The sequence below is a fragment of the Crystallibacter degradans genome, from assembly GCF_012952295.1.
GTDB lineage: Bacteria > Actinomycetota > Actinomycetes > Actinomycetales > Micrococcaceae > Crystallibacter > Crystallibacter degradans.
Genome location: NZ_JABBCH010000005.1, coordinates 40,398 through 66,118 on the forward strand (window position 1 = coordinate 40,398; position 25,721 = coordinate 66,118).

The window sequence follows — 25,721 nt, forward strand, 5'->3', positions numbered from 1 at the left end:
GGTTTTCAGACCTGCGCACCGTCGTCGCCGCTGTCCCTTTCGCCGGGCAGCCTCGAGACGAGGTACGCGCCGGCCGCAATGATCATGACGATTAAACCGACGACGGCGGCAAAGGGCGCGCTGCGCCAGAACATGGCCATGAGCAGCAAGGCTATGGGGCCGCCGACGGCTCCGCACCATGCCAGCACCAGCAGAGGTTCACCCGTGCCCAGCGGCGCAGGCTCGGGCGGTACGAACTCGTCGTCTTCAGGCTCGGCCGCGTAGTAGTCCCTGGGGCCCGCGACGGGTAAGGCGTCTTCCGGCGGGCTTTCCGCCGCGAAGTTGGCGCCAGGCAGGCCTCTCGAAGGTGGATTGCCGGCGTCAGCAGGCCTGGGTTTGTCCTGGCCTGGGGTGTCCTTGTCCTGCGGATCCGGCGCTGCTTCGGCCGACTCGAGGCGGGCGACAAGATCTTGCCAGACAGCATCGTCCTGCGACGGTTCACGCTCAGACATTCGTGGCGTTCCTTTCGCCGGCATTTTCCAGGATGAACCGGGCAGAGTGATCAAAGATCTGTTCAGCATCATTATCCATGGTGGCGACATGGTAGCTGTTGCCGAGTTCTACGACCGTCAGATGCCGGGAGCCGATCTGCCTGCGTATCAGTGCCGTGCTGGACTCTGGGACGACGTGGTCTACGGTAGAGCGGAAAATCAGCGCCGGAGCGCCCACTCGTGGCAGCGAGGCCGTGGTATCGGCGAAGAGCCGGCTCAACTGGTGCACAGCGGCCACCGGGGTGCGGGCATACGCCTGTTCATCCTGCCCTGGCTTGCTGATGTCGTTTGCGATGGCGGGGGTGGACCTGACGATGTACTTGAGCACGCCGGCAAACCGGGCAACAGGGTTGGCAAAAGTAAGTCCCGGGTTGACCGCAACGACGCCGGCCACCGGACGGTACGCCGCCAACCTCAGGGCCAGTGCTCCACCCATGGAAAGACCGGCGGCGAAGACCGTGCTGCGTTCCCGCGCGAGTTCGTCATAGGCCTGCTCGATCGCGCCGTACCAGCGCTCCCATGGGGTCTTGGCCAATTCCTGCCACGTCGTGCCGTGCCCGGGCAGCAGCGGCAACCTCACGGCGAACCCCGCTCCAGCCAGATATTCGGCCCAGTTTTGCAGACTGCGGGGAGAGCCGGTGAACCCGTGGCTGAGCACCACGCCGATCCGTGAATTAGGGCCGTGGCCATTGCTCGCAAAGGGCCGAGGCGGCTCCAAGGTGGTCATGACACTATGTTGTCATCTGGTACCTATAATCTTCTATCCGTCCTGCCGTTGCCGTCGAGACGGGGGAGTCTGTGCGGGCTGCGGATTACCTAGAGTAGAGTCACAAACGGAAATCGAAGAGACCGGCGCTGCGCTCGGCTCAACTGGAAGGGCTCACGTGTTCTATTGGGTGATGAAGACGATCTTCATTGGACCGGTGGTCCGGCTCCTGTTCCGCCCATGGATCAAGGGCCTCGATAACATTCCAGACGGTCCTGCAATCCTGGCCAGCAACCACATGTCCTTTTCCGACTCGATCTTCCTGCCGCTGGCCGTGCCCAGGCCGGTCGTGTTCCTGGCGAAATCGGAGTACTTCAACGGTCGTGGACTAAAAGGCAGGATGACGGCTGCCTTCTTCCGGCTTACCAACCAGTTGCCGATGGACCGCTCAGGCGGAGCCGCGTCGGCGTCGTCGTTGTCCGGGGGAGCAGATGTCCTGAACGCGGGCGGACTGCTCGGGATTTACCCGGAGGGCACACGCAGTCCGGATGGCCGGCTCTACCGGGGTAAAACCGGTGTCGCCAAACTGGTTCTGAGTACCGGAGTACCGGTCGTCCCGGTTGCCATGATCGGTACCGACAAGGTTCAGCCCATTGGCCGTCGCATCCCGAACATCCGACGGGTAGGAACGATTATTGGCAAGCCGTTGGACTTTTCAAGATACAAGGGCCTGGAGAACGACCGCTTCATTCAACGTTCCGTCACGGACGAAATCATGTACGAGATCATGCGGCTCTCCGGCCAGGAATACGTTGACGTTTATGCCAACACGGTGAAGGCGCAGCAGGCAGCACGCAAGTCCGCCAAGGCCGGGCAGGACCAGCGTAAGGCTGAAGCCGTGGGCGCGGTCGGCGAGGCCCTGCAGAAGCCGGGCACTGTCAAAGCACCGGGAGCCATCACGATCATCGGTAACCCGGAATCGCTTCCCACGGCATCCGGCGCGGGGCACACAGAGCATGCGCCCAGCGCGCAGCCAGTTGCCGGTGCCTCAACATCCGGCGCAACGGACAGTGCCGGCGATGACGACTCCGGGCAGCCGGGCGGGGGCCGGAAACCGCACAATCCCGGCGCCTGAGCCGGGCCGAGCCAAGGGGGAATAACGCGGTCTATGTGACTCATTCGGCCGCACGCATTACGGCGGGGCAGAAACGAGAGTTCAAGGGGTCTAGCATTGATGTGTGACTGAACTTAGTGCATCTGCCCCTGTATCCACTCCGCAGCCCGGTGCCGCCGAATATCCTGGCCTGGATGCTTGGCGCGATCTGCCTGTTGTCCAGCAGCCGACCTGGCAGGACAGCAAGGTGTACGAGTCTTCTCTAACGGAACTGTCCACCCTTCCGCCGCTGGTATTTGCCGGGGAAGTCGATGTACTGCGCGGACGGCTGGCCGAAGCCGCCGAAGGCAGGGCGTTCCTCTTGCAGGGCGGCGACTGTGCCGAAACATTCGAAGGCGCTACTGCGGATAAGATCAGTGCCCGAGTGCGCACCATCCTGCAGATGGCAGTGGTCCTGACCTACGGTGCTTCCCTGCCCGTGATCAAAATGGGTCGGATGGCAGGACAGTTCGCAAAGCCGCGCTCGTCCAACGATGAAACCCGGGACGGTGTTACGCTGCCCGCCTACCGCGGCGACATGGTCAACGGGTTTGACTTTACCCCCGAGACCCGCGGCCATGACGCGTCACGGCTGGTTCGCGCCTACCACACGTCCGCCTCTACCCTGAACCTGATCCGTGCCTTCACCCAGGGCGGCTTTGCCGACCTTCGGCTGGTGCACCATTGGAACAAGGGCTTCACCGCCAACCCAGCGCATTCGCGGTATGAATCCCTGGCCCGCGAAATCGACCGCGCCGTGCGGTTCATGGATGCGTGCGGTGCGGATTTCGAGGCGCTCAAGCGGGTGGAGTTCTTTGCCAGCCATGAAGCCCTCGTCCTCGATTACGAACGTGCCCTAACCCGGATTGATTCCCGTACCGGGCTGCCGTACGACACCTCCGGCCACTTCCTTTGGATCGGCGAGAGGACCCGTCAGATCGACGGCGCACACGTAGACTTTCTGTCCCGGGTCCGCAACCCCATCGGAGTGAAGCTTGGCCCCACCTCCACGGCGGATGACGCCCTGCGGCTGATCGACAAACTGGATCCGGAGCGTGAGCCGGGCCGGCTGACCTTTATCACCAGAATGGGCGCCGGTAATATCCGGGAGAAGCTTCCCCCGCTGGTGGAAAAGGTTACGGCCAGCGGAGCCAAAGTGCTGTGGGTGACCGATCCCATGCATGGCAACACCGTGACCTCGCCGAACGGTTACAAGACCCGCAACTTCGACGATGTCATCGATGAAGTCCGCGGCTTCTTCGAGGTGCACAAGGGTCTGGGTACTTTCCCGGGCGGCATGCACATGGAGATGACCGGCGACGACGTTGCCGAATGCCTAGGCGGTGCGGACCCGATCGATCAGGACGCGTTCCTGGACCGATACGAATCGGTGTGTGATCCGCGCCTAAACCACATGCAGTCCCTGGAAATGGCGTTCCTGGTAGCGGGAGCGTTGTCCAAGCGCTCCTGATTCCTGCCGTAAGGCTCCGCCGTCCGCTTAGACTACGGTCAGCGTGATGACGGAGCCTTCGGGTACGGACTCGTCAACGGGATCCTGCACTCGGACGGTGCCGAAGAACCCGCCCAGAATCTCGTTAATCTCGACCTCGAAACCCAGCTCCTCGAGCTGACGCCGGGCATCGTCCGCCTGCTGGCCAACGAGATTCGGAACGTGAACCATGCGCGGGCCCTTTGACAGCGTAAGCGTCACGGTATCGCCACGGATGACATTGCCTTGTGCCGGGTTCTGTGCGGCAATCTTACCCTCGGGAATGTCCCGATGGAATTGAGCCTCCGGAGCAAAATCGACAGTCAGGCCGGCATCCTCCAGAGCCGCGGTTGCCTCGTCCCGGGACAATCCGGTGACATCGGGTACCGCAAACGGCTCTGGTCCCTTGGACACCGTCAGATCCACCGGGGTGTTTCGGCGCAGCTGCTCCTCGGCCGCAGGTTGCTGTCCGATGACCTCGCCGGACGGAACCTCTTCGTCGAAAGCTTCGGTGACATCGCCGGCGGCCAGATTCGCTTTGGCCAGTTCGGCCTGGGCCTGTTCGACGGTCATTCCGGTGACGGAGGGTACGGCGAATAGCTGGGGCCCTTTGGAGACGAGCAGAGTCAGCGTCTCAAACCGCCGGATCTGCTCCGGCGCCGGCGGATCGGTTCCGATCGCCACGCCGGCTTCGAGGTCCTCGTTGAAGGCTTCCTCAATCCGGAAGTTCAGACCGTGATCCTGCAGTATGGACTGGGCCTCGCCGGCAGGCTTGCCTGAGACTCCCGGAATTTCCACCGGTGCTCCCGGCCCCAGGCCGAAGAACCAACCAGCGGTCGCGACAAGTACCGCGAGTATTCCCAGCACGATGGCCCAGAGCAGGCCTCGTCTACGGGGATGCCTGCGCAGGGATTGCTCGGGTCGCCGTGCCTGCCGGGACAGCTCCTTCGAGCGCGCTTTGGCCTCTCGTTTCGTCAGCGGTGTGGCCGTACCGGACACCTCGGAAGAATCCGTCGCTTGCCTGTGGCCGTTTCCGGCATTCACCGCACCCTGCGGCCGGGTCAAGGCCTGCGTGTGCTGGTACGACGGGGCAATCACCGTGGTCCGGTTTTCGTCCTGGCCGATGACTTCGGTCGGCGGGCCTGCCGGGTTGGGAAGGCTCTGTTCGTCCGGCGTGGCCGCAATGCCGGTCGTACCCGCCTTCGGCAAATCGAGATCCGTGTCGCTCAGCGTGGTGCGGATATGTCGCAGCTCGCCGAGGAGGGCGCCGGCATCGACCGGACGCTGTTCGGGGTCGGACGAAGTACACCACAGCACCAGTTCATCAAGATCCGTGGCCAGGCCGGGCACCAGCGTGGACGGTGCGGGCACGCTGGAGTTCACATGCTGGAAGGCGACATGAATGGGAACCTCGCCGGTAAAGGGCTGCCGGCCGGTGAGCATCTCGAAGAGCATGATCCCTGCCGAGTAGATATCGCTCCTTGCATCCGCGGGCGCCCCCGTCACCAGTTCCGGCGCAAGGTACGCCACGGTTCCGATCAGGGTCCCCGTGTTCGAGGTGGTGGATACCGCGCGGGCGAGCCCGAAGTCGCCGACCTTGATCCGGCCGTCGGAGGCGATCAGCACGTTCTCGGGTTTCACATCCCGATGGACAAGATCCGCTTCATGCGCGGCCGCCAGCCCCTCGATGACTGGATCCAGCAATGCCAGGGCCAGCCGCGGAGTCAACGCGCCCTTGTCATTGAGGACATCGCGCAACGTGTGTCCCGGGACACATTCCATCGCTAGGTAGGCAACGTGACCGTCGAACCCTTGGTCCAGGACACCAACCACGTGGGGGTGCGAGAGCTTTGCGGCGGACTTGGCTTCACGAACGAAGCGTTCCAGGAAACTGGCGTCCTCGGCCAGATGCGGATACATGATTTTCAGCGCCACATGCCGGTCCAGCCGGGTGTCGGTGGCCAGGTAGACAGTGGACATGCCTCCGCGCGCGAGGCGCGAAAGAATCAGGTATCGCCCGTCCACTGTTGCGCCGACCATTGCATCCGTAACCCGTTCCTGCACTCTTCGATCCTAAGTCCTAACGCGGCGAGGGCCCGGATCAACACAGATCCGGACCCTCGCCGCTGCCGCTGACGCCCTTGGCGCACCCGCGTACTGCTGCTAGAAATTCTTCATGTGCGCCTTAATGGCCTTCACATACGTCTTGGTGTCGTCGAACATGCCGTGGGTCTTGACCGAGTACTGGCCCTGGTAATACGACGCAATCGCGTCGTCGAGATCGTCGCTGGTGCGCACGAGCGAGCGGATGATCGCCACGCCGGCAGTGGCGTTGTCGTAGGGATCCAGCAGGTTCAGTTTCCGGCCAACCAGATCCGAAGCCCAATCGCCCGAGGTCGGAATCACCTGCATGGCGCCAATGGCGTTGGCAGGGGAGACCGCGGTCTGCTGGAAGCCGGATTCCTGATAGGCATGAGCCAACGCAAGAGCCGGATCAACGCCCATGCTGCGTGCCGTGTCCGCAATGATTGCCTTCATCTGCGACTGGCTGGGCTGCGGGGTGGAGAGCAGCAACCGCTTGTTCTCGTTGGCCTTCGCGACCACAGCCTGCGGGTACGAGTAATGCAGGAAGGTGCTCGGCACCAAGGGTTCTGCCGTTGCCGCGTTGACCTCCGCCTGACTGCTGCCGGAACCGGATACCTTGATCTTCTGGCCCGGATAGATGACCGACGTCGATTTCAGCCCGCTTGACTGAAGAAGCTTGCTCAGCGTGATGTTGTGCTTGATCGCAATGCCGTAGAGCGTATCGCCGGCCTTGACGGTGTAGGAGGAGCCGGAGCCCGAGGCCGCTGTCGATGAGGTAGTGGCGGGCTGCACCGAGGCAGCTGAACCGGCGACCTTGATCTTCTGGCCCGGATAGATCGTGGAAGTGGCCTTGAGACCGTTGAGCGAGAGGATCTTGCTCAGGCCCATGCTGTGGCGGGCGGCAATCCCGGACAGGGTGTCGCCGGATTTGACGGTGTAGGACCCGCCGGAGCTCGACGACGTCTTTGTCGATGAGGTCGTCGCTGTCGGCGTCGAGGATGCAGCCGAGCCGCTGACCTTGATCTTCTGGCCCGGGTAAATGATGGAGCTGGCCCTAAGTCCGTTGAGCGAGAGGATCTTGCTCAGGCCCATGTTGTGGCGGGCGGCAATCCCGGACAGGGTGTCGCCGGATTTGACGGTGTAGGAGCCGCCGGAGGACGAGGAGGAGCCCGATGATGACGTGGCGGCCGTTCCGGAGGAAGCGCTGCCCGAGAGCTTGATCTTCTGGCCCGGGTAGATGATCGAACTGGGCTTCAAGCCGTTGAGGCTGAGGACTTTCGAAGTTCCCAGGCCATAGCGAGCAGCGATGCCACTGATCGTCTCGCCCGACTTGACCGTGTGGGCTGACGGAGTCGGCTTCAGCGCCGGACGCAGGGTGGACGGAAGCTGGAGTGCGACATCTGAAGCCGGAACCAACTTGGACGGCAGCACCTGGAGGTCCGGGCCGGCCAGCTTGGGCTGCAGTGCCATGCGGGGAGCTTGCTCCGCTGCTTGGGCCGGAAGCGCAAAAGCAGCGGAGGAAAGTACGACGGCGGGAATCGCCGCGGTGGCCGCGGCGGTCAGCAGCTTGCGGGAAGGCTGGGCTGCAGTCCGTCCCTGGGCGCGGCTGCTGGAGTACGGGCGCTGGTCAGTCATGGACATTCCTCATCAGTGGTCAGCGGCATATGCCGTAGGCCCGTAGGCTGTTGAACGAGTTGCGAGTGTTTCAGTTGTTATTAAAGTGAAACTTGTGACTTGAGTGAATCTACACTAATTCCGCATAACACAAAAGCGAAATTTGGAGCCCGGATATCCGGGGCGGCGTGTCGAGTTCGGAAGTGGTTTGAAAGGCCCGCTCATGGCACGCTTATTACGTGAGTGAACTCGAAGAATTAATTACCGAATGGTTGCCGTTGCCCGATGTGGCCGAACGTCTCGACGTGTCAATCAAGAAGGTCCATAGCCTTATTGATGAAGGAGCCGTGATTGCTGTTCGGGTCGGAGAGCGGAATATCCGGTCCGTTCCAGCCGCATTCATTGTTGAAGACCAGATCCTTGACAGCCTTAAGGGAACAATTGCAGTTCTCGGGGATTCAGGCTTTGGCGACGAGGAAATACTGCGCTGGCTCTTTACCGCCGATGAAACACTCCCGGGCCGCCCGATCGACGCGCTGCGGGAGGGCCGCAAGACCGAGATCCGGCGCCGCGCCCAGGCCCTCGCCTGGTAGGGCTCTCTTGGGGGCGCGCCGGCCGGCCTCGTAGCTGGGCCGGCACCCTCTACCAGACGTAATTTTGAACTATGCGGTTCGCCGCACCGCGCGGTCGGCGAGGTATTGCAGGGCCTCGCCGACAACGGAGTCCACAGGCAGCAGTTCCAAGGCCTCAAAAGCAGCAGCACTGCGTTCGGCAATCATCGCTTCAACTGCTCCGAGGGCTCCCGACTGTTCGATGATCCCGCGGAGCCCGTCGATTTCCGCTCCCGTGAGAGCCGGTGAACCCAGATGCTTTTCGAGATAGGCACGCTCCGAAGCGCTGCAGTTGTTGAGCGTCAATCCGATCAATACGGTCCGCTTGCCTTCGCGCAGATCGTCGCCGGCGGGCTTGCCTGTTGTTACAGGGTCTCCGAAGACGCCAAGGACGTCATCGCGGATCTGGAACGCTTCTCCCAACGGGAGTCCGAATGCGGAATAACGGCTGATCAGTCCCGAGTCGCCTCCGGCTAAGGCGCCGCCCAGGCAGAGTGGATGCTCCGTTGAATACTTGGCGGACTTGTAACGAAGAATCTTCAGCGCCCGGTCAACCGCCTGCTCCAGTGGCCGGCCGGGGCCGGCTACTTCTTCAAGTACATCCAGGTACTGTCCGGCCATCACCTCGGCACGCATTCTGTTGAAGATCTTCCGGGCCTTTGTTCCGGAGACGCCCTCCGAACCGATCCCGGCGAAGACTTCTTCGCTGAAGGACAAACAGAGGTCGCCCGCGAGGATAGCGGCGGCCTCGCCGTAGCGTTCGGCGTCCAGGGACCACCCGCGTTGACGATGCCGGAGTTCAAAGCCACGGTGTACGCTCGGCTTTCCCCTCCTGGTATCCGAACGGTCAATGATGTCGTCATGGATCAGTGCCGCAGCCTGGAAAAGTTCAATGGCGATACCCGCTTGAACAGCCTGTCCGGCCAACTCGGCACCGCCGGCTCCGCGCCATCCCCAGTAGGCGAGCAAGGCACGCAACCGTTTTCCGCCGTCAGCCAGAGCCGCCACGGCATCTATCAGCTCAGCGGCGTCCTCGGAGATCTCCTGCAACTGCGCGCGTTGTTCACCGAGGAACTCCTGTAACCCGGAGACGAGGCTGATCTGGAATTTCTCCTGCTCCGCTGTCGAACGGTTTCTGTTGACAGATGTCTCCATGTTCATCGGCTTTCCACAGAAAGGGGTGATCCGGGCCGGTGATATTGCAGCAAGACATACTCCTCGACGGGCAGGCGGGTACCTGACCAGTCTAGCCACGGTGGAGTGCCGTCAGGCCCAGCGGAACTTACCATTGAGAGGTGAGCGAGGCACGGCAGCAAAACTGCACCATCATGCATGTCGACATGGACGCGTTTTTCGTCGCCGTCGAACTCCTTGAACGTCCGGATCTGGTCGGCCGGCCGGTGATTGTCGGATCGCCATCGGGAAGGTCGGTTGTACTCTCAGCTTCGTACGAAGCCAGGGAACATGGCGTTCGATCCGCAATGCCGATGTCGCGTGCCCAGCGCTTGAGTCCGCATGCCGTCATTATCGAACCGCATCAGTACAAGTACCACCGGATGTCCGAAAAGGTCATGGAAATCTTCCGGAACATCACCCCCGAAGTTGAGCAACTGAGTGTGGACGAAGCATTTCTTGACGTCAGTGGTTCGATTCGCAGACTGGGACAACCACTGGAGATCGGCGCGCTCATCCGGCAGACCATCCGGTCGGAGCTGGGAATCACCGCCACGGTTGGGATTGCCTCGAGTAAGTTTGTGGCGAAGATCGCCTCCACTCATGCCAAGCCTGATGGTTTGCTGCTGATTCCGCAGGAACGCACGGTCGAGTTTCTGCACACGCTACCGGTGGGAGCACTGTGGGGTGTGGGGGCGAAAACCGGCGACATTCTGGCCAGGCTGGGCATCCATACGGTCGCGGACTTGGCCCACACACCCCAACAGACACTGCGTCGCATTCTTGGCACGACCGGGGACCACGTGTACCGGCTGGCCTGGGGGATCGACGACCGGAAAGTGACGCCGGAAAGGCTGGAGAAGAGTGTCGGCGCCGAGGAGACTTTTGCGACCGATGTCTCGGACACCGCGCAGTTGCAGCGCGAACTGCTGCGTCTTGCGCACCGTACCGCTGTGCGGCTCAGGGCGTCCGGAATGCAATGCAGGGGAGTGGCGCTGAAACTTCGCTACGCGGACTTCACTACTTTGAGCAGGTCCCGGCGCCTTGCGGAGCCCGCCGACAGCGCTCACCAGCTGTATGCGGCGGCTGTGGCACAGCTCGCCGGCCTGGGTGAGCGGCCGATGCCTGTTCGGCTGATAGGCCTGCGCGCAGAGCAGCTGGAGCCATCGGCCGGCGCGGGGCAGCAGCTGACCATTGACGGCACCGAGGATAACTGGCGGACCGCTGAGGAGGCGCTGGACAAAGTGAATTTGAAGTTCGGCCGTGGCGGAGTCATGCCGGCCGCCCTGTTGCCACCAGCCCAAAGGGGCACCAGCCCTGGGCGGAATCAAGTTTCGACGGGCGGTACGAGCGGCGAAGCGGGGCTTGCAGCGGGTGCCCGGCAGAACGCGGAGACGGGTCGGAAGGACGACAGGACCGGATAAACCGTGATGAGCGCTGGATGAGCCGTCAATAAGGACATGCAGCTTTCGAATGGGCCGTTTGCAATCTATCCTTAGTAGTAAGGAAATGAAGTTTTTACGGGAAGTTCGAGGAACTCTTTTCCCAGCACGTCCGTTTCATAGGTACGCGGACTACGGGGGACAGGAAGAAGGAGGTTCAGATGCCACTCTCAGAGCATGAACAGCGGCTGCTGGATCAGCTGGAGCAGCAACTGCATGCTGATGACCCCAAATTTGCCAGCCACATGGAGTCGGCCTCGGGCCGGTCGCTGTCAACGAGGCACATTGTTGTCGGCTCGTTGATCGCGGTGGCGGGCATTCTGGTGCTGTTGATTGGTATCTCCAACCAAATCATTGCCTTGGGTGTTCTGGGATTCATTGTGATGGGGGCCGGGGTCTACTGGGCTACGAGCAAGCGGTCAGGAGGAGGCAAAGACGCTTCGTCCACATCCGGCAAGTCTTCTCCGCCATCCAAGGGAGGGTTTATGTCCAACCTGGAGAACCGGTGGGACGAACGCCGCCAGGGCGAGGACCGCCAATGACCACATCGCCATGAGGACCACCTAGCTAGCCAGCCTCCTTGCTCCACTTTCCTCCACGCGGCGGAAACCAGAGCTAAAAGAAAGACCCGTCCAGGACGGGTCTTTTCTTATTTAACGGCTTCTGGCCGCTCCCGCGTACCAATCTGGGCCAATTCCCTCCACCTTCCACCACCTCCTCCATTTCCTGATCTGGCGCGGAATACAGCCGAAGAGAAATACCCCTAACTCCGCTTTATGTGTTGACTGTGGTGAATTGTGGAGTAAAGTGGAGGACATCAGAGGGTAGTGGTGAACGCAGGAGGTTGACTAACTCCTTTATCGGCAAGGCGGTGGCGATGTTCCTCGGAACACATACGCCGCGGCTGGACGAAAAGGGGCGGTTGATTCTCCCGGCCAAGTTCCGTGAGGAACTGTCCGACGGACTCGTGCTCACACGGGGACAAGAGCGTTGCATCTACGTCTTCAGTCAGCGGGAATTCGAACGGGTGCATGAAGAAATGCGCAAGGCACCCATATCGTCACGGCAAGCCCGTGACTACGCTCGGGTTTTCCTGTCCGGAGCCTCTGACGAGGTACCTGATAAGCAAGGCCGGGTTACGATTCCGTCCGCGCTTCGTGCTTATGCAGGCCTGGACCGGGAACTCGCCGTTATCGGCGCCGGAACGCGTGCAGAAATCTGGGACGCGCAGGCTTGGAACGAGTACCTGACGGAGAAGGAAGCCGCCTTCTCCGAAACAGATGAAGATGCAATACCTGGAATCTTCTGACCTAGGTCGGAAACAGCACTACCGCCGGATTCTTGAATGAGATCTCCAGCCGCCCAGCACGACCACCTGAATCACCTTCCCCGGAATCAGGCGGAGAGGCTAGGCGCGGATGGGGATCTGGTCCAAGAATCAATCGGTTTAAAGGACTTGCAGGAAACAGAAGAACCCAAGCAACAAAAACAACCGGAGGAGCAGGCTGGATGAGCGAGGATCGCCCGACAGAGGACCGTCACGTCCCCGTGCTGCGCGACCGCTGCATCAACCTCCTGGCTCCGGCAATCGAGAAGGCCATTGAAGCCACCGGACGTGCCGTTGTCGTTGACGCCACCCTGGGCATGGGCGGCCATTCCGAGGCTCTGCTCCGGCGGTATGAGCAGCTGCACCTGATCGGCATAGACCGGGACGAGCAGGCTCTGGGCCTCGCGGGCAAGCGGCTGGCTGAATTCGGCAGCAGGACAGACTTGGTGCACGCCGTCTATGACGAGATTGCCGACGTCGTCCGTGATCTTGGCATAGACACCGTGGACGGAGTGCTTTTTGACCTGGGCGTCTCATCGATGCAGCTCGACGAACGGGACCGTGGCTTCGCCTATTCCTACGACGCGCCGCTGGACATGCGTATGGACACCAGCCGGGGACAGACCGCGGCAGACGTAGTGAACACCTACAGCCAGGACGAGCTGGTGCGCATTATCCGCAAGTGGGGCGAGGAGAAGTTCGCCGGCAGGATCGCATCCGCCATTGTGGCAGCCCGCGATGAAGCTCCGCTCGACACGACGGGGCAGCTGGTGGACGCAATCCGCAAAGTGGTCCCGGCATCGGCGGCACGCACCGGCGGGCACCCGGCGAAGAGGACCTTTCAGGCGCTGCGGATCGAAGTCAATGAAGAGCTGGAGGTGCTTGAACGCGCCATCCCGGCTGCATTGGAGGTCCTGGGGATGGGCGGCCGGGTAGTGGCCATGTCCTACCACTCCCTGGAGGACAAAATCGTCAAGGGCTTCTTCGCCGCCGGCTCGCGGTCATCGGCGCCCGTCGGGTTCCCCGTGGAGCTGGAAGAGCACAAGGCCCAGTTGAAAACTTTGACCAAGGGCACCGAGGTGCCGACTGAAGCAGAGATCGCAGAAAACCCGCGGGCGGCTTCGGCCAGACTGCGGGCGGTAGAACGGATTCGGAACAGGAGCTCCTCATGAGTGCAACAGCTCGGAACACCAGGCCGGCAGTTCAACCCTTGGTGGAGGGCAGCACCGCCCGGGACGCCCGGTATGCCCGCGCGCTGCCCGAACGGAGCGCGGCGCCCCGCACACCGCTGTCGCTAGTACCATCCGGTCCGGCGCGCAAGCGCGTGCCTTTTGCCGTGTTCTGCTTCGCCGTGCTCGTTGCCGCCCTCGGATGCGTGCTGGTACTCAATATCTCCGTGTCCGGAGGACAGTACGACATCGTGAAGCTGCGCGGCGAACAGGTCGCCTTGGCCCAGCAGAACGAAAAACTGACACAGCAGCTGGAAAACCGCCAGGCTCCACAGAATCTGGCCGCGGAGGCTGCACAATTGGGAATGGTGGTTTCGCCTTCGGTCGGTTCCATTGATTTGGAGACGATGAAGGTCAGCGGGGATCCGCAGGCGGCAAAGGAAGGCTCTGCGCCGTCACAGTTGGTGGATCGTCCGGAACTCCCGGCGCAGGCACTGACGCCCGCTGAGGCCGCTGAAGCCGAGTCTGGCGCTGAAACCGGAGCCGAGGCTCCGGTTGAGGCCGAAGCTCCGGCAGCAGCGGAAAAGGCAGTTGAGGCAGACCAGCCGCCGGCAAAACCGAAGCGGGCAGCCGAACAGGCGTCAGCCGGGGGCAGTGAGAAGATATTCAGCCCCGAGGAGCTGAACGGCGGAACCATCCCGGCACCGAAGCAAAAAACAGGGCAGTAACAACCAATTGCCCGGTGAGACGAACGAGGATCCCTAGTGGCAAGAACCAAGGCCCAAGTCCAAAGCAACCGGCGGGCCGAAGTGACGGCCCGAAGGCTCCGCGCAGGACTCGCCGTGGTGCTGGTCCTGCTGGTCATCCTGGGCGGACGTCTTTTCCAGCTACAGGGCCTCGATACCGCCGGGATGGCTCAAGCCGCGATCGACAAGCGCCTGCGGACCTCGGAAATACCCGCCCTGCGAGGCGAAATCCTTGACGCCGAAGGGACCGTGCTGGCCCGAAGCGTGCAACGTTTCGACATCGTCGTGGACCAGCGCCTGGTCGAGGATTTCCAGCGCTTCAACCCGGAAACCCGCCAGGTGGACGACGTGCAGATCGAGGGCGAAATCGAGAAGCTCGCGAACATCCTGGGCCAGGATGTGACCACGGTGCGGGACGCCGTCGTCGGTGATAAGCCGTTCAACTACGTAGCGAAATCGGTCACGCCCGAAATCCAGGAGAAAGTCGAGAACCTGGCCTTTCCCGGCCTGCAGTCGCGCGAGACCACTACCAGGACCTACCCGGTGGGTGAGGTTGCTGGCTCGGTAGTCGGCTTCCTGGGGTCCGACGGCACGCCCCTCGAAGGCATTGAAGCCACGCAGCAGGAAGTGCTGGCCGGCACGCCCGGTGAGCGCACCTTCGAAATCGGCGCGGACGGAATCCGCATCCCGGTGGCAACCAACGAAGAGCTGCCTGCCCAGGACGGCCAGAGCGTGAGGCTCACCCTGAACTCGGACCTGCAATGGTACGCCCAGGAAGCAATCGCCGCGGAGGTCAAGGAATACGACGCCGAGTACGGCACCATTGTGGTGATGAACGCCAAGACCGGTGACATTATCGCCCTGGCGGATTCCACCACGCTGGATCCCAACGATCCCGGAGCCACGCCTGACGGAAAGCGGCAGTCCTTCGCCGCGACGAAAGCCTTCGAACCCGGCTCGACGACGAAGATGATCACCATGGCTGCGGCGATCGAAGAGGGGATCACTACGCCGAGCACCAAATACACAATTCCGCCCGAATATACGGTCAACGGCCAGACGTTCATCGATGCCCGGCCGCACGGTACCAAGACGCTGACCACGGCGGGCATCCTGGCGAATTCCTGGAACACGGGCACCGTGATGATCGGCGAACAGCTGACCAGGCAGCAACGCTACGACTACCTGCGCAGGTTCGGCACCGGCCATAAGTTCGACATCGGGCTCCACGGGACCACCGCGGGCCTGCTGGCACCGCCGGAGACCTGGGACGGCCGGCAGGAGTTCACGGTCCTCTTCGGCCAAGGCCTCGCTCAGACCGCCCTGCACACCGCCGTCGCCTTTGCCACCATTGCCAACGACGGCGTCAGGATGGAGCCGCGGCTGATCGATGCCTATATCGACCCCGACGGTACCGAGCATCCGGTGGCCAAGGAGGAAGTCGGGCGTGCAGTCTCCTCCGAGACCGCGAACCAGGTCCAGGACATGCTGGAGACCGACTCGCACGTTGCCAGTGGTCTGCCGGGTAATATCGAGGACTACCGCATCGGTGTGAAGACAGGTACGGCCGAGGCGCCGTCCGACGACGGCGGGTTCAGCGGCTATACGATTTCCTACGCAGGCATCGCCCCCATGGAGGACCCTGAGTATGTTGTCGTGGCGACCATCCAGCAGCCGGAGGGCGGCGTGTTCTCGCTGACCGCCGGTCCGGTTTTCAAAAAGGTCATGAGCCAGGTGCTCAACACCTACAATGTGCCGCCGTCCACCACCAAGCCGGTTAAACTTCCGCTCGAGTAATGATTCTGGAGAACTTTGTGAGCACCACCCCCCGACAGCCGCACAGGTCTGCCTCGCCAATGCGGCCGGAACTTGTCGAGCCCGTCACCCTGCAGGAACTTCAGCAGGTCCTGGCAGACGCCGGCTTGCCGGCCATGGCGTCGGCTGCAGGAACGGACTGGGACACTGCCGTGAGCGGGCTTACGATCGACTCGCGCGCCGTGGAGCCGGGGGACTTCTACATCGCTTTGCCGGGAGCCAACCGGCACGGGGCCGAGTTCGCTGCGCAGGTCGCCGCAGCGGGTGCAGCGGCAATTCTTACCGACGACGCCGGAACCCATTTGCTTGCGAGGGAAGACTTGGGCACGGTGCCGGTGCTGGCCGCCCCGGACCTGCGGGCTCTCGTTGGACCGCTCTCGGCCAGGGTCTACAACAGCCAGCCCGCAGGGACCCGGCCAAGTCTCTTCGCCGTCACCGGTACCAACGGAAAAACCACCACCACCTACTTCGTGAACTCCCTGCTGAAGGCACTGGACCAATCCACTGGCCTGATCGGGACGATCGAAATCACCGCGGGCAGCGATCCGATTCCCAGTGCGCTCACCACGCCTGAGTCTCCGGAAGTCCACGGCGTCCTCGGCCTGATGCGCGAACGCGGTCTGGATGCGGCGGCGATGGAAGTGTCCTCACACGCCATCTCCTACCGGCGGGTGGATGGAGTCCGCTTTGACGTGGCAGGATTCACCAATCTGACGCAGGACCATCTCGATCTGCACGGCAGCATGGACGAGTACTTCCAGACGAAGGCCGAGCTTTTCACACCCCGGAGGGTCCGCCGCGCCGTAGTCTGCGTAGATGATCCCTGGGGACGCCGGCTGGCTGAAAGTTCCGACGTACCGACCATCTCGCTCAGCACCACCGGTGCCCCTGCCGACTGGCGGGTTGAGTCCATTCGGCGCGCAGGACTGGGTCACACGTTCGAGCTGCACGGTCCGGGCGGAGTGCTGCGGCTGCATACCGGCCTGCCGGGGGACTTCAACGTGTCCAACGCCGCCCTGGCAGCAGTCATGGTGCTCGCCTCCGGTGTGGACGTCCAACGACTCCAGGCGGCGCTGGATGCGAGGGACCCGTTCACGGTGGATGTTCCCGGACGGATGCAGCTGATCAGCGAGCAGCCGGCAGGAATTGTTGATTTTGCCCACAATCCCGACGCACTGGAGCGCACTCTCGCGTCCGTGCGCCGGCCCGAAGCCGGCTCCCGCGTCATTATCGTCTTTGGTGCGACAGGGGACCGCGACCAGACCAAACGCCCGCTGATGGGAGCCATCGCAGCCCGGGGCGCCGACGTCGTTATTGTCACCGATGATGATCCGCACGGCGAAGACGAAGCCGCCATCCGCCAGGACGTCCTGAAGGGCACCATTGCGGCGAAGCAGGACGAACAGCTGGACACCGTGATCGAGGAAGTCTTTCCGCGCGGCGCGGCGATTGACCGCGCCGTGGAAATGGCCACGGAGGCAGATACCGTCCTCGTTGCCGGCCGCGGACACGAGGTCTGGCAGGAGGTCAAAGGCGTGAACCTGGCCCTTGATGACCGGGTGGAGCTGCGGCTGGCGTTGCGCCGGCATGGATTCTATGCCCTTGGTGCTGACGCGGTAGAGTCCTAGATCGTCATGATTGAACTTACTGCAGCCGAAATTGCGGCAATTACACGCGGGCGCATCATTGGGGAACCGACAGATGGTTCGGCGGACACCGCCGCTGTGACGGTTAATTCCGCCGCAACGGATTCGCGGGAAGTGATTCCCGGATCACTGTTCGTGGCGAAGCCCGGCGAGAAGACCGATGGCCACCTGTTCGTTCCCCGGTCCTTTGCCGCCGGCGCAGTGCTGGCGCTGACCGAACGCGAAATAACCGACGACGCCTGCCGTCTGCTGCCGCAGGTCATCGTGCCTGACGCAGTGGAGGCCATGGGGGCCATTGCCGCTGACGTCGTGGCGCGGCTGCGTGCCCACGGACCGCTGTCGGTTGTCGGGATCACCGGCAGCGCGGGCAAGACCACCACCAAGGATCTGCTCGCGGGCATTCTGGCCCAGGCCGGTCCCACCGTGGCCCCGGTGGGCTCCTACAACGGCGAGGTCGGCGTGCCGCTGACCATTTTCAACGCCGACTTCGACACCCGTTACCTGGTGGTGGAAATGGGAGCCACCGGGCTGGGACACATCACGTACCTGACCGACATGGTGAAGCCTGACACCGGCGTCGTACTTGGTGTGGGTACCGCCCATGCCGGCGAGTTCGGCGGCGTAGACAACATCGCCCGCACCAAGGGCGAACTGGTTGAAGCGCTCGGGGCCGATGGGACGGCCATCATCAATGCCGACGACCCGCGGGTACGCCAGATGGACACCCGTACCACCGCGAAGCTGCTGTATTTCACCGCAGACGCCGGGTTCTCGCCGGCCGCTGCGGACGCTGAAGTTTTGCGTGCCACCGAGGTGCGCACCAATGCCGCCGGGCACCCGGAACTGACGGTCCGCTTCCCGGATGGAACCGAAAGCCGGATTGTTTCCGGGCTGATCGGCATCCACCATGCCACCAACCTGCTGGCAGCGGCCTCCGCAGCCTGGTCGCTCGGCATCAGCGCCGAACTGATCACCAGCGGCCTGAACGGCCGTGGCCCGGCCTCCCGTTGGAGGATGGAACGCACCGAGCGGCCGGACGGTGTGACGATCATTAACGACGCCTACAACGCCAACCCCGAATCGATGCGTGCCGCCCTGCGGACCCTGGCCGAACTTGGCCGCGGCGAGGGGCGGCGTACCTGGGCGGTACTCGGCGAGATGCTGGAGCTGGGCGAGGATTCCATCCACGAGCACGATGCCATCGGACGGACTCTGGTCCGCTTGAACATCTCCAAGCTGATTGTGGTGGGCACCGGGGCCCGTGCCATGCACACCGGAGCCGTCATGGAGGGCTCCTGGGGCGATGAGTCCATGTTCGTCGAGACGCCGGAAGACGCCTACAAGGTGCTCCAACGGGACCTGCAACCGGGCGACCTGGTGTTGTTCAAGTCTTCCAACGGCGCCGGGTTACGGCACCTGGGAGACCGGGTAGCCCTGCGTGAGCCATCCCCAACTGCCCCGCCATCCGGCGTGGCAGAAACACCGATTCCTGCAGAGGGAGGTATCCAGTCGTGATTTCCCTGCTTATCGGCTCGGCAATGGCTCTGGTGCTTGCCCTCGTTGGCACGCCGCTGTTCATCAGGCTGCTTGTCAAAAGGGGCTATGGCCAGTTCATCCGCGATGATGGTCCGACCTCCCACCACACCAAGCGCGGCACGCCGACTATGGGCGGTACAGTCATTGTCGGCTCCGTCGCCATCGCCTATTTCGGCACGCACTTGCTCGAATGGATGATGAACCAGAACCATCCCGGTCCGACCGTTTCGGGCGGCGTACTGCTGCTGCTGATGGCCGGTATGGGCCTGATCGGTTTCCTGGATGACTTCCTGAAAATCTCGAAACAGCGCAGCCTGGGGCTCCGGGCCTGGTCCAAAATTGTGCTCCAGGGCATCGTCGGCGTCCTGTTCGCCATCCTGGCACTGAACTTTCCGGATGAGGCCGGACGCACTCCGGCGTCGATGAACATCTCCGTGGTCCGGGACATACCGTGGCTGGACCTGGCCGCAGGCGGCACCGTGCTCGGCACCATTCTGTTCATTATCTGGTCCAACCTGATCGTGACCGGAGCCACCAACGGCGTGAACCTGACCGATGGACTCGACGGCCTGGCGGCCGGCGCCTCCGTCATGGTGTTCAGCGCCTACATGCTCATGGGTATCTGGCAGTTCAATCAGGCCTGCGGTTCGATCAAGGTGGCGGGGGAGGTTTGCTACGAGGTCCGGGACCCGATGGATCTTGCCCTGCTGGCCGGGTCCCTCTGCGGCGCCCTGATCGGATTCCTGTGGTGGAACACCTCGCCTGCCAAGATCTTCATGGGCGACACCGGATCGCTGGCCCTTGGCGGCGCCATCGCCGGTTTCGCCATCCTCTCGCGCACTCAGTTGCTGCTGGTTGTACTGGCAGGCCTGTTTGTCCTGATTGCCCTCTCGGTCATCATCCAGGTTGCGTTCTTCAAACTCAGCGGCGGCAAACGCGTCTTCAAGATGGCACCGCTGCAGCACCATTTCGAACTCAAAGGCTGGGCCGAGGTGACGGTGGTGGTCCGGTTCTGGATCATCGCTGGCCTGTGCGTGGCTGCAGGACTGGGAATCTTCTACGCTGAATGGGTTGTTGGGCTGTGACCATGAACGAACGGCTGGATTCGCTGACGTCCTGGGACGCCGACTGGTCCGGACTGCGGGTGGTAGTCACCGGCATCGGCCTGTCCGGCTTCTCCGCGGCAGACACGCTGATTGAACTCGGTGCCAAGGTGGTGCTGGTCGATGCCCGGGACACCGAGGAAAACCGCGCGAAGGCGGACACGCTGAACATTGTCGGTGCGCATCAGGTACTGCTGGGGCCCGGGCACACCCAATCGCTTCCGCTGGTTGACGGCGAAGCGGCCGAGCTCGTGGTTACTTCGCCCGGCTGGAGTCCGCAGCAGCCCCTGTTGGCCGCTGCCGCAGCAGCAGGGATCGCCATCTGGGGCGATGTGGAGCTTGCCTGGCGGGTACGCGAGCGAGCCGGGCGGCGGACGGCCGAATGGCTTGTCATTACCGGGACCAACGGAAAGACTACGACGGTGGGCCTGGCAGCTTCGATGCTGCAGGCAGCCGGGCTGCGGGCCATCGCTGCCGGCAACGTGGGCACCCCTGTGCTGGACGCCATCCGGGACCCGCTGGGCTACGACGTGCTTGCCGTCGAACTCTCCAGCTTCCAGTTGCACTGGTCCCATTCGCTCTCTCCGCTGGCCAGCGTCTGCCTCAACGTTGCCCAGGACCATGTGGACTGGCACGGCTCGTACGAGAACTACCTCGCGGACAAAGCCAAAATTTACGCGAATACCAAGATTGCCTGTGTCTACAACGCTGAACAGCGTGAGACCGAGGCGATGGTGGAAGAGGCCGACGTCGTGGAAGGCTGCCGTGCCATCGGCTTCACCACCGGTATGCCAGCCGTGAGCATGGTCGGCGTGGTGGAAAATCTGCTCGTTGACCGCGCCTTTATCGAAGCACGCAAGGACTCGGCCGCCGAACTGGCGGCCTTGACGGACCTGGGCGAGCTGGCCCCACGACATCTGGTTGCCAACGCGCTGGCGGCCGCAGCACTGGTCCGTGCCTACGGGGTGGAACCGGCCGCGGTCCGCGACGGCATCCGCAACTACAACCCCGGCGCGCACCGAATCCAGAAAATCGCCGAAATCGAGGGAGTGCTCTGGGTCAACGACTCCAAAGCAACCAACCCACACGCGGCGGCGGCTTCGCTGGCGGCGTTCTCCTCGGTGGTATGGATCGCCGGCGGATTGTCCAAGGGCGTGGACTACAGCGAACTCGTCGCTGCACACAGCAAACGGCTGAAGGCCGTCGTCGTTATTGGCCATGACAGCACTGATCTACTGGCCGCGTTGGAGCGACACGCACCGGATGTTCCGGTGATCACGGTCCCGGCGCGAGACACTGATAACGGACAGCCCGTGGGCGGAGGCGAACATGTCACCGGCGGGAAGATCATGGCTTCAGCTGTGGCCGCGGCAGCAGGGATTGCCGTAGATGGGGATACCGTGCTGATGGCTCCGGCGGCTGCCTCCATGGACCAGTTCACGTCCTACGCCCATCGCGGCGATGCCTTCATCGAAGCGGTCGATGGCATCCAGGAAGGTCAGGCGTAGAGCCCGTAAGGAGCAGTAATGGTCAACACGCCCAACCGGGGAACTTCCCGGAAACCGGCGTCGAAGGCGTCTGTCCGGTCGGCCGGTTCCGCTGCCGGGAAACTCCGGAGTCCGGAGGAAGGCCCCGAGGGCAGCAAAACCGGGCTGCGGGTCAAAACCAAGGCACTGCTCGACAGGATTGAAGGAACCGGTCAGGAGCCGACGGGTTTCAGCTACTACCTCATCCTGGGTTCGGCTTTTGCCTTGACCGCCATCGGCCTGCTGATGGTGCTTTCATCCTCCGCGGTGGAGTCAATTGCCGACGGCGAATCCCCGTTCGAATTGTTCGTCAAGCAGGGAATTTTCGCCGTGATCGGCCTGGTGCTGATGCTGCTGCTGTCCAGGTTGAACGTGCCTACATTCAAGAAACTCGGCTGGCCTGCCCTGGCGCTGGCGCTGGCGCTGCTGGTACTGGTGTTCACGCCCCTGGGCATCGACGTCAATGGTAACCGGAACTGGATTCAGCTCGGACCTGGCGTCACGGCACAGCCATCGGAGGCCGCCAAACTCGCACTGGGTCTTTGGATGGCCTGCGTACTGGTCCGCAAGGGCCCGTTGCTCGGCGAATGGAAGCATGCGGTGGTGCCCGTACTGCCGGTCGGAGGCCTTGTGATTCTGCTGGTGCTTCTTGGTAACGACCTGGGCACGGCCATGATCATCATGCTCATTATTGCCGGTGCCCTTTACTTCGCCGGCGCCCGGATGAAACTCTTCCTCGTGGCCGGCGGCGCTGCCGTGGTGGGCGTGCTGCTCCTGGCAATCACCAGTCCCAACCGCGTGGCGCGCATTACCATGTGGCTGGACCAGAGCTGCGAGGTCACCACGGGTCTTAATATGCAGTCATGCAACGGGCTGTTCGCGCTGGCGTCGGGCGGCTGGTGGGGCGTGGGCCTCGGACAGAGCCGGCAGAAGTACAGCTGGATTCCCGAGGCGCACAACGACTACATTTTCGCCATCATCGGTGAGGAACTGGGCTTGCTGGGCACCCTCGTTGTGGTGGCCCTCTTCGGCATTCTGTCGGTAGCGATCGTGCGCACCGTCATGCGCCATGACGATCCCTTCGTCCGCATTTTCGGCGGCTCCATCATGGTCTGGATCATCGGCCAGGCGTTCCTGAACATGGGCGTGGTGACAGGTCTGCTGCCCGTCGTCGGTGTTCCGCTGCCGTTCATTTCCTACGGTGGCTCGGCACTGACCATCACACTTGCCGCGGTCGGGGTACTGTTGTCTTTTGCCCGGCCTGATGCCCGGGCGGGCAGGAACCGTGCCAGGAAACGTGCCAGGAACGTGGCACAGCGGAAGGCCCCGGAGCCGGCCGGAAACATCAGCAAGTAATGACCGAAGCAGAAGGTACCAGTACTTTTATGAAGACCCATGAACCGTCCGTGGTTCTCGCCGGCGGCGGCACCGCCGGGCACATCAGCCCTCTGCTGTCCATCGCGGGAGCCATCCGGGAGCTCGCGCCGGACGCCGGAATTCTGGCCGTCGGCACGGCTGCAGGCATGGAAACCAGGCTGGTTCCCGCTGCCGGCTACGAGCTGGCCACGATCGAGCGGGTTCCATTCCCCCGGCGCCCTTCGCTGGACCTGCTGAAGCTGCCGTTCCGGTTCGGCACGGCGGTGAAGCAGGCCCGCCGCATCATCGAACGCGCGGGAGCCGATGTTGTCGTCGGTGTTGGCGGGTACGTCAGTACGCCCATGTACATCGCAGCCAGGCTGGCCAAGGTGCCGCTGGTCATCCATGAGGCGAACGCCCGCCCGGGGCTGGCCAACCGGGTCGGGGCCCGGCTAACCGATGACGTGGCGGTGGCGTTCCGGAGTACCAAGCTGCCTGACGCCACTTGGGTTGGGATGCCCATGCGCCGGGAGATTTCAAGCCTGGACCGGTCGGCGGCGCGTGCTGCGGCGAGGGACCGGCTGGGCCTGGAACAGGATAAGCCGACGCTGATCGTGACTGGCGGTTCCTCCGGCGCCGCCAGCATCAACCGCACTATCCGGGCGTCGTTGGAGAAGTTTGCTGCGGCGGGCATCCAGACCCTGCATATAACGGGCAAGGGGAAAGAGCTTCGCGAGCCCGACGGCAGCTTGGTCAGCGTCCCCGGTTATCACCAAGTCGAATTCGTGGACGGCATGGAAAACGTCTACGCCGCAGCGGACCTGCTGCTGGCCCGGGCCGGCGCAGCGACAGTCTGCGAAATCGCCGCCGTCGGCCTGCCGGCCGTTCTTGTCCCGCTGCCGCATGGCAACGGCGAGCAGGCACTGAACGCCGCGGACCTCGTCGGGGCCGGGGGAGCGGTGATGGTCAAGGACGCCGACTTCACGCCTGACTGGGCAACGGCAGAGCTGCCTGCGCTGCTGCAGGACCATAACAAGCTGCAGGCCATGGCAACGGCGGCTGCCGGGCTGGGCATCAGGGACGCAGATACACGCATGGCGGAAATGGTTTTCCGAGCCATAGGGAGGCAGCAGTGAAAGCGGTTGATTTCCATACAACCCGGGAGCTTCCCTTTGAGGATCTGGGCAGCGTCCACTTTGTCGGACTGGGCGGTGCGGGCATGTCCGCGATCGCCCGTATCCTGCTGGCCCGGGGCGTTAATGTCTCCGGTTCCGACAGCCGCGACTCCAAGGTTCTGGGCCAGTTGAAGCAGCTGGGGGCGAAGGTCTACATCGGACACGACGCAGCCAATGTAGCGGACGCGGACACCCTGGTCGTCTCAACGGCCATCCGTCCCGATAACCCCGAGCTGCAGGCGGCGGTCTCCGCGGGGCTCAACATCATCCATCGTTCAGTCGCGTTGGCCGCTTCGATTGGGTCGCAGGAGCTGATCGCCATTGCCGGCACGCACGGCAAAACAACGACGACGGCGATGGTCACCGTCATGCTGCGGGCCGCGGGCAAAGATCCGTCGTTCGCCATCGGCGGGGACGTGGCCGCGCTCGGGGTCAATGCCGCCTACGGTGCCGGCGAACTGTTCGTGGCCGAGGCTGATGAATCGGATGGTTCTTTCCTGAACTACCGCCCGAAAGTCATTGTGGTCACAAATGTGGAAGCCGACCATCTGGACCACTACGGTTCTGCCGAATCCGTATACGAATCCTTCGACAGGTTCGCTGCCCTCCTGCCGGAGGACGGAACACTTATTGTCTGCGTAGACGACCAGGGGGCGCGCGATCTGGCGGACAGGGTCCGGGAAGCCGGTGCCCGGCACCGGATCCTCGGCTACGGGTATTCGCCTGACGCGGATGTGCGGATTGAAGAAAGCGGTTTTTCCGCCGGGACCAGCAGCAGTTGGATTGTCGTCGACGGGCAGCGGCACGAACTCCGGCTCCAGGTGCCCGGCGCACACAATATCCGCAATGCGACGGCCGCCTTCGCCGTCGGGCTTTGCATCGGGGTTGAACCGGTCGCGGCGGCGGACGGGCTGGCAGGCTTCACCGGAGCCGCACGCCGTTTCGAGGCGAAGGGCGAGGCAGACGGTGTCCGGGTATTTGACGACTATGCCCACCATCCGACGGAAGTGCATGCGGCGTTATCGGCGGCGAAAAAGGTTGCCGGCGGCCATGGAGTCCATGTGCTTTTCCAACCGCACCTTTTCTCCCGGACGCGGGAATTTGCCGCAGAGTTCGCGGAGGCCTTGTCGCTGGCGGACTCGGTGACTGTGCTCGATATTTATCCGGCACGTGAGGATCCCATTCCCGGCGTGACCAGTGAGCTGATTACGTCCCGGCTCCAGCGGCCCGGCGGGTATGAGCAAGACCCGGACCGGGCGCTGAGATCCGTGGTCGACCGGGCCCGGAAGGGCGACATCATCATGACCGTGGGTGCCGGGGACATCACTCAATTCGGCCCACAGTTGGTCGACCGCCTCACACAGCGGACTGCGGACGGCGCGGCTTGATGGTTAGCAGGAAGCCGCGCAGACCCGTGACTCCTGCTGGTTCCCGGAAAGAGGCTCCGCTGTCCCCTCCGGTCGAGTCCGTCAGACGGGAGGACGAGGCGCTTCAACGCCCGGTTTCCGGTGCTGCCGAA

The 25,721-nt window shown here is 63.1% G+C and carries 21 protein-coding genes; 16 read left to right on the top strand and 5 right to left on the bottom strand.

The window, feature by feature from the left end:
- Nucleotides 1-5 precede the first annotated feature (5 nt).
- Together HGO92_RS10435 and HGO92_RS10440 are read right to left on the bottom strand one after the other, a co-directional pair.
- The gene (locus HGO92_RS10435) at nt 6-491 is read right to left on the bottom strand and encodes a hypothetical protein (protein WP_169994519.1); all 486 of its coding nucleotides are present in this window, start codon (nt 489-491) and stop codon (nt 6-8) included.
- The gene (locus tag HGO92_RS10440; RefSeq protein WP_169994521.1) at nt 484-1,257 is read right to left on the bottom strand and encodes an alpha/beta hydrolase; all 774 of its coding nucleotides are present in this window, start codon (nt 1,255-1,257) and stop codon (nt 484-486) included. Before HGO92_RS10440 ends, HGO92_RS10435 begins: the two co-directional genes overlap by 8 nt.
- Nucleotides 1,258-1,414: 157 nt before the next feature.
- Here HGO92_RS10440 and HGO92_RS10445 point away from each other — a divergent pair, with 157 nt between their 5' ends.
- A complete protein-coding gene (locus HGO92_RS10445; protein ID WP_169994523.1) occupies nt 1,415-2,371 on the top strand; it encodes a 1-acyl-sn-glycerol-3-phosphate acyltransferase in 957 nt (318 codons plus the stop codon).
- Nucleotides 2,372-2,474: 103 nt separating this feature from the next.
- Complete coding sequence (locus HGO92_RS10450; protein ID WP_169994525.1) at nt 2,475-3,860, top strand: class II 3-deoxy-7-phosphoheptulonate synthase; 1,386 nt, start codon at nt 2,475-2,477, stop codon at nt 3,858-3,860.
- A gap of 27 nt (nt 3,861-3,887) precedes the next feature.
- On the opposite strand, the gene pknB is transcribed toward HGO92_RS10450, so the two are convergent.
- Together pknB and HGO92_RS10460 are read right to left on the bottom strand one after the other, a co-directional pair.
- Nucleotides 3,888-5,942: a Stk1 family PASTA domain-containing Ser/Thr kinase gene (gene pknB, locus HGO92_RS10455; RefSeq protein ID WP_346768916.1), complete on the bottom strand. Its 2,055-nt coding sequence runs from the start codon at nt 5,940-5,942 to the stop codon at nt 3,888-3,890.
- A 99-nt stretch (nt 5,943-6,041) separates the two neighbouring features.
- Nucleotides 6,042-7,598, bottom strand: coding sequence for a lytic transglycosylase domain-containing protein (locus HGO92_RS10460; protein WP_169994527.1), 1,557 nt, complete (start codon nt 7,596-7,598; stop codon nt 6,042-6,044).
- Between the two features lie 218 nt (nt 7,599-7,816).
- Between HGO92_RS10460 and HGO92_RS10465 the strand changes: the two genes are divergently transcribed.
- A complete protein-coding gene (locus HGO92_RS10465) occupies nt 7,817-8,170 on the top strand; it encodes an Rv2175c family DNA-binding protein (RefSeq protein ID WP_169994529.1) in 354 nt (117 codons plus the stop codon).
- A gap of 69 nt (nt 8,171-8,239) precedes the next feature.
- On the opposite strand, the gene HGO92_RS10470 is transcribed toward HGO92_RS10465, so the two are convergent.
- Nucleotides 8,240-9,349 (bottom strand): polyprenyl synthetase family protein, encoded by a 1,110-nt coding sequence (locus HGO92_RS10470; protein WP_240974558.1) that lies wholly within the window; start codon nt 9,347-9,349, stop codon nt 8,240-8,242.
- Between the two features lie 167 nt (nt 9,350-9,516).
- On the opposite strand from HGO92_RS10470, the gene dinB reads away from it, so the two are divergent.
- The 13 genes from dinB (at nt 9,517) to murC (ending at nt 25,590) form a co-directional block, all read left to right on the top strand.
- Nucleotides 9,517-10,785 carry a DNA polymerase IV gene (gene dinB / locus HGO92_RS10475; RefSeq protein ID WP_169994857.1) on the top strand — a complete coding sequence of 423 codons (1,269 nt, stop codon included), beginning with the start codon at nt 9,517-9,519 and terminating at the stop codon, nt 10,783-10,785.
- A 179-nt stretch (nt 10,786-10,964) separates the two neighbouring features.
- The gene (locus tag HGO92_RS10480) at nt 10,965-11,345 is read left to right on the top strand and encodes an SCO2097 family morphological protein (RefSeq protein ID WP_169994531.1); all 381 of its coding nucleotides are present in this window, start codon (nt 10,965-10,967) and stop codon (nt 11,343-11,345) included.
- A 335-nt stretch (nt 11,346-11,680) separates the two neighbouring features.
- Entirely contained in the window at nt 11,681-12,112 is a 432-nt protein-coding gene (mraZ, locus tag HGO92_RS10485; protein WP_074703443.1) for a division/cell wall cluster transcriptional repressor MraZ, read from the top strand.
- 200 nt (nt 12,113-12,312) lie between these two features.
- Nucleotides 12,313-13,302, top strand: a complete 990-nt coding sequence (gene rsmH, locus HGO92_RS10490; protein WP_205834383.1) for a 16S rRNA (cytosine(1402)-N(4))-methyltransferase RsmH — start codon at nt 12,313-12,315, stop codon at nt 13,300-13,302.
- A complete protein-coding gene (ftsL, locus tag HGO92_RS10495; RefSeq protein ID WP_169994535.1) occupies nt 13,299-14,027 on the top strand; it encodes a cell division protein FtsL in 729 nt (242 codons plus the stop codon). The genes rsmH and ftsL overlap by 4 nt, the downstream gene beginning before the upstream one ends.
- Nucleotides 14,028-14,063: 36 nt before the next feature.
- The gene (locus HGO92_RS10500) at nt 14,064-15,842 is read left to right on the top strand and encodes a peptidoglycan D,D-transpeptidase FtsI family protein (RefSeq protein WP_346768918.1); all 1,779 of its coding nucleotides are present in this window, start codon (nt 14,064-14,066) and stop codon (nt 15,840-15,842) included.
- Complete coding sequence (locus tag HGO92_RS10505; RefSeq protein WP_169994537.1) at nt 15,842-17,488, top strand: UDP-N-acetylmuramoyl-L-alanyl-D-glutamate--2,6-diaminopimelate ligase; 1,647 nt, start codon at nt 15,842-15,844, stop codon at nt 17,486-17,488. Before HGO92_RS10500 ends, HGO92_RS10505 begins: the two co-directional genes overlap by 1 nt.
- A 6-nt stretch (nt 17,489-17,494) precedes the next feature.
- On the top strand, nt 17,495-19,021 hold the full coding sequence (locus tag HGO92_RS10510) for a UDP-N-acetylmuramoyl-tripeptide--D-alanyl-D-alanine ligase (RefSeq protein WP_169994539.1): 1,527 nt from the start codon (nt 17,495-17,497) through the stop codon (nt 19,019-19,021).
- The gene (gene mraY / locus HGO92_RS10515; RefSeq protein WP_169994541.1) at nt 19,018-20,127 is read left to right on the top strand and encodes a phospho-N-acetylmuramoyl-pentapeptide-transferase; all 1,110 of its coding nucleotides are present in this window, start codon (nt 19,018-19,020) and stop codon (nt 20,125-20,127) included. Before HGO92_RS10510 ends, mraY begins: the two co-directional genes overlap by 4 nt.
- A 2-nt stretch (nt 20,128-20,129) precedes the next feature.
- A complete protein-coding gene (gene murD, locus HGO92_RS10520; RefSeq protein WP_240974559.1) occupies nt 20,130-21,653 on the top strand; it encodes a UDP-N-acetylmuramoyl-L-alanine--D-glutamate ligase in 1,524 nt (507 codons plus the stop codon).
- 18 nt (nt 21,654-21,671) lie between these two features.
- Nucleotides 21,672-23,027 carry a putative lipid II flippase FtsW gene (gene ftsW, locus HGO92_RS10525; RefSeq protein ID WP_169994545.1) on the top strand — a complete coding sequence of 452 codons (1,356 nt, stop codon included), beginning with the start codon at nt 21,672-21,674 and terminating at the stop codon, nt 23,025-23,027.
- Nucleotides 23,028-23,056: 29 nt separating this feature from the next.
- Entirely contained in the window at nt 23,057-24,163 is a 1,107-nt protein-coding gene (gene murG / locus HGO92_RS10530) for an undecaprenyldiphospho-muramoylpentapeptide beta-N-acetylglucosaminyltransferase (protein WP_169994860.1), read from the top strand.
- Complete coding sequence (gene murC / locus HGO92_RS10535; protein ID WP_169994547.1) at nt 24,160-25,590, top strand: UDP-N-acetylmuramate--L-alanine ligase; 1,431 nt, start codon at nt 24,160-24,162, stop codon at nt 25,588-25,590. The genes murG and murC overlap by 4 nt, the downstream gene beginning before the upstream one ends.
- Nucleotides 25,591-25,721 lie beyond the last annotated feature (131 nt).

Excerpts from the sequence above, each read along its gene's own strand:
- HGO92_RS10435 (WP_169994519.1), bottom strand. The coding sequence starts at position 491 with ATGTCTGAGCGTGAACCGTCGCAGGACGATGCTGTCTGGCAAGATCTT.
- HGO92_RS10440 (WP_169994521.1), bottom strand. The coding sequence starts at position 1,257 with ATGACCACCTTGGAGCCGCCTCGGCCCTTTGCGAGCAATGGCCACGGC.
- HGO92_RS10460 (WP_169994527.1), bottom strand. The coding sequence starts at position 7,598 with ATGACTGACCAGCGCCCGTACTCCAGCAGCCGCGCCCAGGGACGGACT.
- HGO92_RS10470 (WP_240974558.1), bottom strand. The coding sequence starts at position 9,349 with ATGAACATGGAGACATCTGTCAACAGAAACCGTTCGACAGCGGAGCAG.
- dinB (WP_169994857.1), top strand. The coding sequence starts at position 9,517 with ATGCATGTCGACATGGACGCGTTTTTCGTCGCCGTCGAACTCCTTGAA.
- HGO92_RS10480 (WP_169994531.1), top strand. The coding sequence starts at position 10,965 with ATGCCACTCTCAGAGCATGAACAGCGGCTGCTGGATCAGCTGGAGCAG.
- mraZ (WP_074703443.1), top strand. The coding sequence starts at position 11,681 with ATGTTCCTCGGAACACATACGCCGCGGCTGGACGAAAAGGGGCGGTTG.
- rsmH (WP_205834383.1), top strand. The coding sequence starts at position 12,313 with ATGAGCGAGGATCGCCCGACAGAGGACCGTCACGTCCCCGTGCTGCGC.
- ftsL (WP_169994535.1), top strand. The coding sequence starts at position 13,299 with ATGAGTGCAACAGCTCGGAACACCAGGCCGGCAGTTCAACCCTTGGTG.
- HGO92_RS10505 (WP_169994537.1), top strand. The coding sequence starts at position 15,842 with ATGATTCTGGAGAACTTTGTGAGCACCACCCCCCGACAGCCGCACAGG.
- HGO92_RS10510 (WP_169994539.1), top strand. The coding sequence starts at position 17,495 with ATGATTGAACTTACTGCAGCCGAAATTGCGGCAATTACACGCGGGCGC.
- murD (WP_240974559.1), top strand. The coding sequence starts at position 20,130 with ATGAACGAACGGCTGGATTCGCTGACGTCCTGGGACGCCGACTGGTCC.
- ftsW (WP_169994545.1), top strand. The coding sequence starts at position 21,672 with ATGGTCAACACGCCCAACCGGGGAACTTCCCGGAAACCGGCGTCGAAG.
- murG (WP_169994860.1), top strand. The coding sequence starts at position 23,057 with ATGAAGACCCATGAACCGTCCGTGGTTCTCGCCGGCGGCGGCACCGCC.